Annotated in this window: 7 protein-coding genes; 2 read left to right on the top strand and 5 right to left on the bottom strand. The window is 65.1% G+C overall.

The features are described from left to right. Window positions 1-78: 78 nt before the first annotated feature. Both AC066S_RS01620 and gltB read right to left on the bottom strand, forming a co-directional pair. A complete protein-coding gene (locus tag AC066S_RS01620) occupies window positions 79-1,530 on the bottom strand; it encodes a glutamate synthase subunit beta (protein ID WP_478268753.1) in 1,452 nt (483 codons plus the stop codon). Between the two features lie 155 nt (window positions 1,531-1,685). After that, window positions 1,686-6,419 carry a glutamate synthase large subunit gene (gene gltB / locus AC066S_RS01625; protein WP_478268754.1) on the bottom strand — a complete coding sequence of 1,578 codons (4,734 nt, stop codon included), beginning with the start codon at window positions 6,417-6,419 and terminating at the stop codon, window positions 1,686-1,688. Window positions 6,420-6,911: 492 nt separating this feature from the next. On the opposite strand from gltB, the gene AC066S_RS01630 reads away from it, so the two are divergent. Next, entirely contained in the window at window positions 6,912-7,676 is a 765-nt protein-coding gene (locus AC066S_RS01630; RefSeq protein WP_478268755.1) for a hypothetical protein, read from the top strand. Window positions 7,677-7,927: 251 nt separating this feature from the next. Here the strand turns inward: AC066S_RS01630 and AC066S_RS01635 are convergent, their stop codons facing one another. Beyond that, window positions 7,928-8,689, bottom strand: a complete 762-nt coding sequence (locus tag AC066S_RS01635; RefSeq protein ID WP_126259455.1) for an alpha/beta fold hydrolase — start codon at window positions 8,687-8,689, stop codon at window positions 7,928-7,930. Window positions 8,690-8,977: 288 nt separating this feature from the next. Next, window positions 8,978-9,451, bottom strand: a complete 474-nt coding sequence (locus AC066S_RS01640; protein WP_028134231.1) for an Hsp20 family protein — start codon at window positions 9,449-9,451, stop codon at window positions 8,978-8,980. A gap of 219 nt (window positions 9,452-9,670) precedes the next feature. Between AC066S_RS01640 and AC066S_RS01645 the strand changes: the two genes are divergently transcribed. Further along, a complete protein-coding gene (locus tag AC066S_RS01645) occupies window positions 9,671-10,618 on the top strand; it encodes an alpha/beta hydrolase (protein ID WP_135170221.1) in 948 nt (315 codons plus the stop codon). Window positions 10,619-10,746: 128 nt separating this feature from the next. On the opposite strand, the gene AC066S_RS01650 is transcribed toward AC066S_RS01645, so the two are convergent. Continuing rightward, on the bottom strand, window positions 10,747-13,521 hold the full coding sequence (locus AC066S_RS01650) for a di-heme-cytochrome C peroxidase (protein ID WP_478268756.1): 2,775 nt from the start codon (window positions 13,519-13,521) through the stop codon (window positions 10,747-10,749). Window positions 13,522-13,569 lie beyond the last annotated feature (48 nt).

A 13,569-nucleotide genomic window follows, 5' to 3' on the forward strand; every position in this document is an offset into this window, starting at 1 on the left:
CCGGAATCCATCGAGCGCCGGCGTATGTGGATAGATGGATTCCGGGCTCGCGCTTCGCGCGCCCCGGAATGACTGGGATTACCGCGGCAGATCCGTCTTCCCCATCAGGAACGTATCAATCGACCTCGCACACAGCCGGCCCTCGCGGATCGCCCAGACCACCAGCGACTGGCCGCGGCGCATGTCGCCGGCGGAGAACACGTTGGGGCGCGAGGTCTGGTAGTCCAGCGTGTTGGCCTTGACGTTGCCGCGCGGGTCGAGCTCGACCGAGAGCAGCTTCAAAAGGCCCTCGTGCACGGGATGGACGAAGCCCATCGCGAGCAGGACGAGGTCGGCATCGAGCTCGAACTCGGTGCCGGCGATCGGCTTGAACTTGTCGTCGACGTGCACGCAGTGCAGCTTTTTGACCTTGCCGTCCTCGCCGGAAAATTTCTGCGTCAGCACGGCGTATTCGCGCACCGCGCCTTCGGCCTGGCTGGAGGAGGTCCGCATCTTCAGCGGCCAGTTCGGCCAGGTCAGGCCCTTGTTCTCGCGCTCGGGCGGAGCGGGCATGATCTCGAGCTGGGTCACGGAGAGCGCACCCTGGCGCAGCGAGGTGCCGATGCAATCGGAGCCGGTGTCGCCGCCGCCGATGACGACGACGTGCTTGCCGCCGGCCAAGATCTCCTGGACGCCGCCGAGCGGCTCATTCGAGACGCGGCGGTTCTGCTGCGGCAGGAAATCCATGGCGTAGTGAATGCCTGACAACTCGCGGCCGGGAATCGGCAGGTCGCGCGGGGCTTCCGCGCCGCCGGTCAGCGCCACCGCGTCGTACTCGTTGAGCATCTCGCGCGGATCGACATTGCCGTCCGCGCCGACATGGCTGTTGTAATGGAAGGTGACGCCTTCGGCTTCCATCTGAGCGACCCGGCGGTCGATGACGCCCTTCTCCATCTTGAAGTCGGGGATGCCGTAGCGCAGCAGGCCGCCGGCCCTGGCGTACTTCTCGTAGACGTGCACGTCGTGGCCGGCGCGCGCGAGCTGCTGCGCGCAGGCCATGCCGGCTGGCCCTGCGCCGATCACGGCGACCTTCTTGCCGGTCTTCTGGGCGGCGATCTCCGGCTTGAGCCAGCCATTGTCCCAGGCGCGGTCGACGATGGCGCATTCGATGGTCTTGATGGTGACCGGGTTGTCGTCGATGTTGAGCGTGCAGGAGGCTTCGCACGGTGCCGGGCAAATTCGCCCCGTGAACTCCGGAAAATTGTTGGTGGAGTGCAGATTGCGCGAGGCTTCTTCCCAATTGCCCTGATAGACGAGGTCGTTCCAGTCGGGGATCTGGTTGTTGACCGGGCAGCCGGGCGTGCCGGGCGCGACCGAGCCGGTGCCGTGGCAATAGGGAATGCCGCAGTTCATGCAGCGCGCGGCCTGGTCGCGCACCTCCTTCTCGGAGAGGGGAACGACGAACTCCTTGTAATGCTTCACGCGCTCGGCGACCGGGGTGTACTTGCGGTCGCGCCGTTCGATTTCGAGAAAACCCGTGATCTTGCCCATTAAACCCGAAGTCCCTGCCGCTTAGTCGTTTGTTCTCTCACTCCTCTTCCTGAGGAGCGGCGCGCTTTTCGCGCCGCGTCTCGAAGGATAGAGGCCCGGATGGTGACCTCACGGTTCGAGACGCGCTGCGCGCTCCTCACCATGAGGGCTTTTTCTTACGCCCCGATCGCGATTTTCGGCTCGGCGTCCGCGTTGGCGGCCAGTTCGCGCAGCGCGCGCCGGTACTCGACCGGCATCACCTTGCGGAATTTGGGCAGCCATTCCTTCCAATTGGCAAGGATGTCGGCGGCGCGCCTGGAGCCGGTGGCTTTCGCGTGGCGCGAGATCAGGACGTGCAACCGCTCGACGTCGGAGGCGAGCAGGTTCTTGAACACGTCGACCCGGCCGTGCGACTCGAGGTCACCGGCATGGTGATAGGTGCCGGCATTGATCAGCTCTTCGGACAGCACCGGCTCGAGCTCGACCATGCTGAGGTTGCACAGCTTGTCGAAGTCGCCGGTCTCGTCGAGCACATAGGCGATGCCGCCGGACATGCCGGCCGCGAAGTTGCGCCCGGTCTTGCCGAGCACGACCACGATGCCGCCGGTCATGTATTCGCAGCAATGATCGCCCGCGCCCTCGACCACGGCGACCGCGCCCGAATTGCGCACGGCAAAACGCTCGCCGGCGATGCCGCGGAAGTAGCACTCGCCCGCGATCGCACCGTACATCACGGTGTTACCGACGATGATGCTCTCTTCCGGCACGATTGCAGAGTTCTGCGGCGGCTTGACGATGATCTTGCCGCCCGAGAGGCCCTTGCCGACATAGTCGTTGCCTTCGCCTTCGAGCTCGAAGGTGACGCCGTGGGCGAGCCAGGCGCCGAAGGCCTGGCCGGCGGTGCCCTTGAGGCTGACATGGATGGTGTCGTGCGGCAGGCCGGCATGGCCGTAGATCTTGGCGACGGCACCGGACAGCATCGCGCCCGCGGAGCGGTTGGTGCTGTTGATGTTGGCCTCGATCTTCACCGGCGCGCCGCGGTCGAGCGCAGGCTGGGCCTGCTCGATCAGCGAGCGGTCGAGCACCGCCTCCAGATGATGGTTCTGGCGCTCGGAGTGATAGATCTTCTGGCCCTTCTCTTCCTTCTGCTTGACGAACAGCTTGGAGAAGTCGAGGCCCTTGGCCTTCCAATGCGCCACCAGCTTGGTCTGGTCGAGCAACTGCACCTGGCCGATCATTTCGTTGAAAGTGCGGAAGCCGAGCGAGGCCATGATCTCGCGGACTTCCTCCGCGACGAAGAAGAAGTAGTTGATCACGTGCTCGGGCTGGCCGGTGAAGCGCTTGCGCAGGACGGAGTCCTGGGTGGCGACGCCGACCGGGCAGGTGTTGAGATGGCACTTGCGCATCATGATGCAGCCGGCCGCGATCAAGGGCGCGGTGGCGAAGCCGAACTCGTCGGCCCCCAGCAGCGCGCCGATCACGACGTCACGGCCGGTGCGGAAGCCGCCGTCGACCTGGACCACGATGCGGCTGCGCAGCCGCTCGCGCACCAGGGTCTGATGGGTTTCGGCGAGGCCGATCTCCCAAGGCGAGCCGGCATGCTTGATCGAGGTCAGGGGCGAAGCGCCGGTGCCGCCCTCGAAGCCCGCGATGGTGACATGGTCGGCGCGCGCTTTCGCAACGCCCGCGGCCACCGTGCCGACGCCGATCTCGGAGACCAGCTTGACCGAGACGTCGCCAGTCGGGTTGACGTTCTTGAGGTCGTAGATCAGCTGCGCCAGATCCTCGATCGAGTAGATGTCGTGGTGCGGCGGCGGCGAGATCAGGCCGACGCCCGGCGTCGAGTGCCGGACCTTGGCGATGGTCGCGTCGACCTTGTGGCCGGGCAGCTGGCCGCCTTCGCCGGGCTTGGCGCCCTGCGCCATCTTTATCTGCATCATGTCGGAGTTGACGAGATACTCCGTGGTGACGCCGAAGCGGCCCGAGGCGACCTGCTTGATCGCCGAGCGCATGGAATCGCCGTTCGGCATCGGCTTGAAGCGATCGGCTTCCTCGCCGCCTTCGCCGGTGTTCGACTTGCCGCCGATCCGGTTCATGGCGATCGCGAGCGTGGTGTGTGCCTCGCGCGAGATCGAGCCGAAGCTCATCGCACCCGTGGCGAAGCGCTTGACGATGTCCTTGGCCGGCTCGACCTGGTCGAGCGGGATCGGCTTGCGCTTCTCCTCCTCCGCGTTCTTGATCCGGAACAGGCCGCGCAGCGTCAGGAGCCGCTCCGACTGCTCGTTGAGGATCTTGGCGAAGGCACGGTAGCGCTCCTGCGAATTGCCGCGCGCGGCGTGCTGCAACAGCGACACCGACTCGGCGGTCCAGGCATGGTCCTCGCCGCGGCTGCGATAGGCATATTCGCCGCCGACATCGAGCGCGTTCTTGTAGACCAGTGCCTCGCCGAACGCGTCGGCATGACGCCGCACCGCTTCTTCGGCGATCTCGGCTAGGCCGACGCCCTCGACGCGGGTGTGGGTGCCGGCAAAGAACTTGGCGACGAAGTCGGCCTTGAGGCCGACGGCGTCGAAGATCTGAGCGCCGCAATAGGACTGGTAGGTCGAGATGCCCATCTTGGACATCACCTTGAGCAAGCCCTTGCCGATCGACTTGATGTAGCGCTTGACGATTTCGTAGTCGTCGAGCGAGCCGGGCAGGCGATCCTTCATCGCGATGATGGTTTCGAACGCGAGATAGGGATTGATCGCTTCGGCGCCGTAGCCCGCGAGACAGGCGAAGTGGTGCACTTCGCGCGGCTCGCCGGATTCGACGACGAGGCCGACCGAGGTGCGCAAACCCGTGCGGATCAGGTGATGATGCACCGAGGCACAAGCCAGCAGCGACGGGATCGGCACCCGGTCGGTGCCGACCATGCGGTCGGACAGGATGATGATGTTGACACCCTCGCGCACCGCGCTCTCGGCGCGCGCGCAGAGCTCGTCCAGCACCTGGTCCATGCCCGCCGCGCCGAGACCGGCGTGGAAGGTCGTGTCCAGCGTGCGCGACTTGAAGTGGGTGTCGGCCACGTCCGAGATCGAGCGGATCTTTTCCAGGTCCGCGTCGGTCAGGATCGGCTGACGCACTTCGAGACGCTTGGTGGTGGCCATGCCCTGCAGGTCGAACAGGTTCGGCCGCGGTCCGATGATGGAGACGAGGCTCATCACCAGCTCCTCGCGGATCGGGTCGATCGGCGGGTTGGTGACCTGCGCGAAGTTCTGCTTGAAGTAGGTGAACAGCGGCTTGGCCTTGTCCGACAGCGCCGAGATCGGCGTGTCGTTACCCATCGAGCCCGCGGCCTCTTCGCCGGTGGCCGCCATCGGCGTCATCAGGATCGCGATGTCTTCCTGGCTGTAGCCGAACGCCTGCTGGCGATCCAGCAGCGACAGATTGGAGCGCACGCCGGTGGTCGGCACCTTCGGCAGCTCTTCCAGCACGATCTGGGTCCGCTCCAGCCACTCCTTGTAGGGATGGCTCCTGGCAAGCTCGGCCTTGATCTCGTCGTCGGGAATGAGACGACCCTGCTCGAGATCGACCAGCAGCATCTTGCCGGGCTGCAAGCGCCACTTGGTGATGATCTGGTCCTCAGGGATCGTCAGCACGCCCATCTCGGACGCCATCACGATGCGGTCGTCCTTGGTGACGAGGTAGCGCGCGGGCCTGAGGCCGTTGCGGTCGAGCGTGGCGCCGATCTGGCGGCCGTCGGTGAAGGCGATCGCAGCGGGGCCGTCCCACGGCTCCATCAGCGCGGCGTGATATTCGTAGAAGGCGCGGCGCTTCTCGTCCATCAGCGGATTGCCGGCCCACGCCTCCGGAATCATCATCATGACGGCGTGCGGCAGCGAGTAGCCGCCCTGGACCAGGAATTCGAGCGCGTTGTCGAAGCAGGCGGTGTCCGACTGGCCTTCATAGGAGATCGGCCAGAGCCGGTTGATGTCCTTGCCGTACAGCTCGGAGCTCACCGAAGCCTGCCGCGCCGCCATCCAGTTGGTGTTGCCGCGCAGCGTGTTGATCTCGCCGTTATGGGCGATCATGCGGTAGGGGTGCGCCAGCGACCAGGCCGGGAAGGTGTTGGTCGAGAAGCGCTGGTGCACGAGCGCGAGCGCGCTCTCGAAGTCCTGCTCGTGCAGATCGGGATAGTACTTGCCGAGCTGGTCGGCGAGGAACATGCCCTTGTAGATCACGGTGCGGCAGGACATCGAGCACGGGTAATAGCCCGCAAGCCCGCGGTCGCGGCGCTGGTAGATCGCCTGCGAGATCGACTTGCGCAGGATGTAGAGCCGGCGCTCGAACTCGTCCTCGGTCTTGGCGATGCCGTTGCGGCCGATGAACACCTGCATGCAGGCGGGCTCGGTCGGCTTTACCGTGACGCCGAGCGAGGAATTGTCGGTCGGCACGTCGCGCCAGCCGAGCAGGATCAGACCCTCTTCCTTGATCTGGTCGGCGATGATGCTCTTGATGACGTTGCGCCAGGCGGTGTCGCGCGGCATGAACAGCGCGCCGATGGCGTATTCGCCGGGCGCCGGCAGCGCGAAGCCGAGCTCCTTGGCCTTGCGGCTGAAGAAGGCGTGCGGGATCTGCACCAGAATGCCGGCGCCGTCACCGGCGCGCGGGTCGGCGCCGACGGCACCACGATGCTCGAGATTGCAGAGGATGCTCAGCGCGTCCGAGACGATCTCGTGCGACTTCTTGCCCTTGATGTTGGCGATGAAGCCGACGCCGCAGGAGTCCTTCTCCAGGCTCGGATCGTACAGGCCTTCGGCTTCGGGGCGCGAATTGTGCTCCTGAATCGGATCGGTCGTTTTCGAGGCGGCCGTCGCCGACAGCTGTTCTGCCACGATGCTTGCGCGCTCGAATTGCGACCCGTTCATTGTTCCTGTCCTCTCCATGCGGCAAGCTGCCTCACCGCTATCTTCGGCGCACCTTGGGCGTTCCGCGGCACCCGCCTCTGGGTCACCGCTCGTCCTTTGCGAGCCGCATTTTCTTAAATTCAGGCTTAGGCGTTCTTCGTCCCCGAGAACGGCTTTGCCTGGCACCTTCCTGGGTCCCGAGAGCACCAGGATTCGCTGCAATCCCTGTGCCGGGATCGCGAGCAAAATTGAGACAGTCTTCCTGTCCTAACCATCACCTTGCCAAATTTTTGTCTAGCACACAAGCGTGCGGAAGTCCCGATTCCCCTAATGTCAATCAATCGCTTTCCAAAAGTTGCGCAGCCGCGGTTTTGGAGGAAACGCGCCCTGATCCGGCCCTGTGGACGCCGGAATCCCCAATGAAGCTTCGCCTCAGCCCTTCGATCCGAGCGCCACGCCGCAAGAAGCGAAAGAGCGCAAGGCATTCGGGGGCCTGACAGGAGCGTATTGACCATGAAGTTTTTCACAGGATGTGTGGCCGCTGCCGCGCTGGTGCTGGCTGCAACCGCCGCTCGGGCCCAAGTTCCGGCCAGCGGTATCGGGGGCGGGGGCTATGTCGCGGCGTCGGATTTCGACGGTCCTTATGTGCCGGGCGAAGCCGCGCTACCCCCGCCGCCGCGCTACGGCTACGGTTATGGCTATGAGGAGCGCGGCCCGGCGCCTGCGCTGTTGCCGGCCACCGAGGTCTATGCGGTTCTGCGCGACAACGGCTTCTCGCCGCTCGGCATCCCGCGCCTGCGCGGCAGCGTCTACACGATTGCGGTGATCGACCGCCGCGGCGACGATGGCCGGCTCGTGATCGACGCCCGCGATGGTCGGATCATCCGCTTCGTGCCGGCCACTGACGCCTACGGCATGGCGCCCGCCTATGAGGAGCGCGCGGTCGCGCCTTACGGGCCGCAAACCGCGCTGCCGCCGGCAACCATGGTCCGCAGCGGCCCGCCGCGCCCGCCAGCCGCGATCCCGCATGTGGCAAGCCGCGCCGTGCCGCTGCCCAAGGCCGCCCCGCGGCGCGCCGAGACGCCGGTTGCCGCGGCCAAGCCCGCGACGCAGCAGGTTCAAGCGCCGCAGGCGCAGGCCGCGCAGCAGACCTCTGCCGTGCAGGCAAAGCCTGTCGAGGCCGCTCCGGCAGGCGCCGCGCCGACCGTCGGCCAAGCCAAGCCTGCCCCGGCGATCCTGCCGACCCAGGACATGCCCGCCGCACAGGGGCTCGATTAGCGCTGCGAGTTTGGCGCGACGGCGTCGGCCTCACCGTCGGCCTCACCAACGGTGTCATCCCCGCGAACGCGGGGATCCAAACCGCGTGATTGATCGGTGGGGATGAGGTGCGAGTACCGAACTGAGAATCTTCGCCAAACTACTCCCTGGGGTTATGGGTCCCGCGTTCGCGGGGACGACATTGGGGAGAGATTGAGTAAAACAAAGAGCGCCTGAAGATCTCGGGCGCTCTTGCATTTTCAGCGATCACCCTAGCTCCGCGGATACCCCGCGGCTTCCAGGATCAGATTCGCCACCTGCTTCGGATGCGACACCAGCGAGAGATGGCCGGCATCGAGTTCGATCGTGGTGGCGTTCATGCGCTTGGCGAGGAAGCGCTCGAGATCGGGGTTGATCGTGTAGTCGTTCTTCGACACAGCGTACCAGCTCGGCTTGCTGCGCCATGCCGCTTCCGTGGTGCGGCCGGCGAAGATCGAGGCCGCGGTCGGCCATTGCACGGCATAGAGTTCCTTGGCCTGCTCAGGCTTCACGCCATTGGCAAAGTACTTCAGGAAGGCGTCTTCCGAGAGCTTGGTGTAACCGTCGCGTTCGACGATGCCGGCGCGCACCGGGCCGGTCGGAAACTGCTTCGACAGCGCGACGAAATCCTCGTTCGCATCGGGCGCCCGGGCGGCGACATAGACGAGCCCGGTCACTTTCGGATCGGTGCCGACCTGGCTGATCACGGTGCCGCCCCAGGAATGCGCGACCAGCACCGTGGGACCATCCTGCTCGGCCAGCGCGCGCTTGGTCGCCTCGACGGAATCGCTGAGCGACGACAGCGGATTCTGCACAGCCGTGACATGCAGGCCTGCGGCCTGGAGGATCGGGATCACCTCCGACCAGCTGGAGCCGTCGGCCCAGGCACCGTGCACCAGCACGACGTTCTTGGCCTTCACCGTCTGCGCATGGGCAAAGCTGATGGGAGCCGCCAGCAGGCTCGCGGCGACGAAAAGGCTGCGCCAAAAAGTCATGATCGTTTTCCGTCTCGTTTGTGTTCGATCTCCAAAGGACGGCGCGCGAGGCGGTGGCGTTACGCTTGGTCACTCACCCGTGACAGGCATTTGATCGGGCGCGTCGTGATTGCGCGATCGATGTACCGGCCGCGACACGCAGCCCGGCCTATGCAGCACCATGTCATCCTAGAATGACGACTCGAACCCGTATTTCCATTTCGACCGAAAACCAGAGCCGTGGACGGAACACGCAAAAAAACGCCCCGGGGCACCGGGGCGTTTCGTAACTTGGAAGTGGCGCGCGATTTACGCGGCGGCTTGCGCGGCCGAGTTCTCGATCACCTGCGCCTTCGGAGCGCCGGTGTTGATCGCGATCTGGCGCGGTTTCTTCGCCTCGGGAATCTCACGGACGAGGTCGACGTGAAGCAGCCCGTTCTCGAGCGAGGCGTCCTTCACCTGCACGAAGTCGGCGAGCTGGAAAGCGCGCTCGAAGGCACGCGCGGCGATGCCGCGGTACAGCACTTCGTTCTTGCTGTTCTCGTTGGCGACCTTTTCGCCCTTGATCGTCAGCGTGTTTTCCTTCGCGACGATGGAGAGCTCGTCCTTGGCGAAACCCGAAACCGCAACGGTGATGCGGTAGGCGTTCTCGCCGGTGCGCTCGATGTTGTAGGGGGGATAGCCGGGGCTGCTGCCGTCCGAACCGGCCTGGTCGAGCAGGCTGAAGAGGCGGTCGAAGCCGACGGTGGAACGATAGAAGGGGGTGAGATCGTAGCTACGCATGGTCAAGTCCTCCATTGAGCGACTGTTGGATACCCGCCCGCCAATCGGGCCGGGCTTTCATCTGTGTGCAGCCTGATGTTCCGGTTCCGAAACACTGGTAGCGGCCTGCACGAAGGTGATATGGGTGGAACGAGACGGCGTTCAAGAGGGCGGCATTTGCGCCTTTTCGGCGCTTTGGCCCCTTGATTTGCAGCACTTCGCGCCCAAGCACCTCCAATCATGACGCTGGTCTCGATCCCGTCCAACCCCGTCCCCGAAAACGTCGTCAGCGGCACCATCAAGACCCCCGATGGCGTCGAGCTGCGCTTTGCACGCTGGGCCCCGCCGGCGAACCGCAAGGGCACGGTCTGCGTCTTCACCGGGCGCAGCGAGCAGATCGAGAAATATTTCGAGACCGTGCGCGACCTGCGCGACCGCGGCTTTGCGGTGGCGATGATCGATTGGCGCGGGCAGGGGCACTCCTCGCGCCGCCTGCGCGACCCGCGCAAGGGCTACGTGCGCGATTTCGCCGATTTCGAGATCGACGTCGAAGCCTTCGTGCAGCAGGTGGTGCTGCCGGATTGCCCGCCGCCGTTCTTCGCGCTGGCCCATTCCATGGGCGGCACGGTGATGCTGCGGGTGGCGCATGCTGGCAAGCGCTGGTTCGACCGCATGGTGCTGTCGGCACCGATGATCGACCTGCCCGGCCGCACCACCTCGTTTCCGGTGCGGGCGTTGCTGAAGACGATGCGCCTGCTCGGGCAGGGCGGCCGCTATGTCCCCGGCGGCAGCGACCGTCTCACCGGGCTCGATCCCTTCATCAACAATCCCGTGACCAGCGATCCCGTGCGCTATGCACGCAATGCCGCGATCCTGGAGGAGGACCCGACGCTCGGACTGGCGTCGCCGACCGTCGCCTGGGCCGATACCGCCTTCCGCGCGATGCACACGTTCAAGCGCGTGAACTATCCCTCCCAGATCCGCCAGCCGATCCTGATGCTGGCGGCCTCCAACGACACCGTGGTCTCGACCGCGGCGATCGAGGAGTTCGCCTATCATCTGCGTGCCGGATCCCATCTCGTGATCGCCGGCGCCAAGCACGAGATCCTGCAGGAGCAGGATCGCTACCGCTCCCAGTTCTGGGCCGCCTTCGACGCCTTCGTGCCGGGCACGCCGCTGTTCAAGTGAAGGGGGAATGACGATGAAGAGTGTCCTCGTTCTCCGTCATTGCGAGGAGCCCTTGCGACGAAGCAATCCAGACTGCTTCCGGGGCGACAATCTGGATTGCTTCGCTGCGCTCGCAATGACGCGTAAGCTCACAGCGTCTTCAGATACTCGATCAGATCGTAGCGCTCGGCGTCGTCCTTGAATTCGCGGCCGATCACGCCGGGGCGTTTCGGCTCGCCATCCTTGCGCTCGAAGGAATGGCCGAGCACGCTGTTGCCCTGGACCGGCTTGCCGTCGGATCCCGTCGCAGAGAACTCGGTTTCACCCGTCTTGCACGTCTCATTTGCGGTGACAGCAAAACCGACAGTCTCGGGATCATAGTCGCGGCGGCCCATGCAGAATTTTTGCGGGCGCTCGCTCGCCGGCTTCAACAGCCAATACAGCGAAGGCACCGAGCCATTGTGCAGGTAAGGCGCGGTGGCCCAGATCCCGTTCAGCGGCCGCGCGCGATAGCGCGGATCGGGCGCCGGATTGAGGCAGTTCTTGCGGGCCATGTTCCACATCTTTCCCCGCTCTGCCTCCGGGATGTTCTCATCGTCCATCCATTTGCGGGCGACGAGATCGACCACCGTCATCAGGCCGAGGGCATAGACCATCTCGTTGGGCGACTTGCTCGCGGTCGGGACCTCGCATTGCCACCATGTCTGGAGGTCGGCCGTGTTCACCTTCAGGAAGGCCGGCACATCGACGATTCTGTTGCCGAGCACGAGCGACTGCTCGGGATCCGTGTTGATCTCCTTGAGCGGAATCGTGACGGCGTTCAGCACCTTGCTGTCGCCGCTCGGCTCCCAGTGCTTGGATGACCAGAAGGCGGGGGTGTCGACGGCCGGCAGGTGGCATCCGGAGCACATCTCGGCATAGATGGCGCGGCCGCGTTCGACGCGATCGGGCTTCAGCCGCCATGCGTCGCCGAGGATCTGCGAGGGCCATTTCGGCGCGAGCAGGCCGCCGAACTTCGGACCGGTGGAAGGATCGGGCGCCTTGAACGGATCGGGGCCTCTCAGCATGTCCTCGATCCAGCCGAGCGTCCTGATGTTCACCGAGGAGCGCCAAATCCTCTCCTCCGGATAAGCGTCGGACAGGTTGAGCAGCGCGGTTACGCCGAGCGCTTCGCCGGCGTTGCGGATCAGCGGCTGCTCGATCGAGGCGTCGTATTGGGCGAACTTGAACCAGGGCACGGTCCAGATCGCGGGGTAGCTGACCGGCGCGTCCTGGGCGTGCAGGTTCTTCTCGAATCCCTTGACCCCGCTCAGCGCCAGGTCCTGCGAGAAGACCTGGTTGCCGATGCGGTTGAGGGCGTCGAGGCGGCCAAACCCTTCCTCGGTGTCCTTCTGCTGCCTGCCGTCCCAGGTCTTCTTGCCTTCAATCGTGCTTTGCTGGGTTTTCGCCCAGTCGATCAGAAACGTGCCGATTGCGCTGAGCTTCTGCTTGAGCGCGGCGCGGTCGGTCTTGCTGGCATCGGGGCCGAGCACGCGATCGGCAAAGCGCTGGAAGCGGAACGGGACGTACAGCGTATAGGCGATCGACAGGCCGGTGGAGAGCTCCAGCTTCTTCAGGTCGGTCATGGCCGGGCCGCCGTCGAAGCGGACGTCCACGCCCTGGTAGTGGATCTGGCCGGTGTGGCAGGCCGCGCAGGTCAGTCCGATCTTGTCCTCCTCGCGACGGCCGGTCGCGGGATCGACGACGCCGGTCATCCGCGCGAAGCCGACCGGCAGGCCGTCGACGTTCTCGGCCGGCGTCCACCTGGTCGACCAGTCCGGCAACTGCGTCGTCTCGTAGACATTGGCGTAGCCGAAGCGGCGCAATGTCGTCGTGTCGGTCTGGATCGACTGCGGACTCGGGATGAAGCCGAAGCCTTCGAGATAGCTGCTGTCCTTCATCATGCCCGGCTTCGAGAACAGATGCAGGCGCGGCTGCTCCAGCGCCATGAACCACTCATAGGGTACCGGAAAGGTCGCGGTGCCCTGGCTGGCATGATGGAACCAGTGCCGGTCCTTCAGCGACCAGTTTTGCTCGAGCCAGAAGGCGGCCTTCGTTTCCGGGACTGCAGGCAAAGGCGGCGGCAGAAGGTTCACGAGGATGCCCTTTTGCGGCAGCATGGCGCGGACCTGGTTGGGGAATTCGGCGATGGCCACCAGCGCGACGAGCCCAAGGCCGATGACGAATGCCGTCAGCGCGACGACCCAGCGAAAGCGCAGCTGGCAGGTCGACAGCAGCGGCTGCGACAATATCCGCTGATTGATGCGGTCGGGGAATCGGCGCTCGTTGAACAGCGTGCGAACGTCGGCCACGCTGAGATAGCGCTCCTCGTCCGTCTTGCCCTTGCCGATGATCTTCAAAAGGATGGGCCATTCGAATTTCATCAGCAGCGGGTAGTACCAGCGTGCGGCGCTGCCGGCCCGCTTGAGGTTGTCGCGCATGAAGGTCTTGATTTCCGCAGCGTTGAGGCCGGGCTCGCTGTCGCCGGTGTTCAGGTCGGTGTAGGCCCGGCCGAAGCTCGCGAGCCGCGCGATCTCGTCCTCGTTGACCTTGCCGTCGACGCCGAGGATGCGCGAGCCGGCGCCGTGCTTGTCGAGCGGACCGCCACGCAGCGCGTCGAGCTGCGCGCCCGACCAGATGCTCTTCAGGATGTGCTTGAAGCCGTTGGCAATGAGCGCAACGCCGCGGACCTGGATGCGGGCCGAGACCTTCTTCAGCCCGGTCTCGCCGGTCGCATTTGCGATGGTCTGCGACAGCGTGTTCAGCGGGACGGTGCCGCCCTCGACGAAACCTTCACCGACGAGGCCGCGCAGGAACGGGCATGGATTGTTCGGCGAGACCGGGATCGACGGATCGAAGGGAGGCTTCGAGGCGGGGTGATGCATGGCCCAAATCCTGAAAACAGCGAATCGCGAAATGGCGCGCCGATCAAG

The sequence above is a fragment of the Bradyrhizobium sp. CFUWI genome (assembly GCF_056429085.1).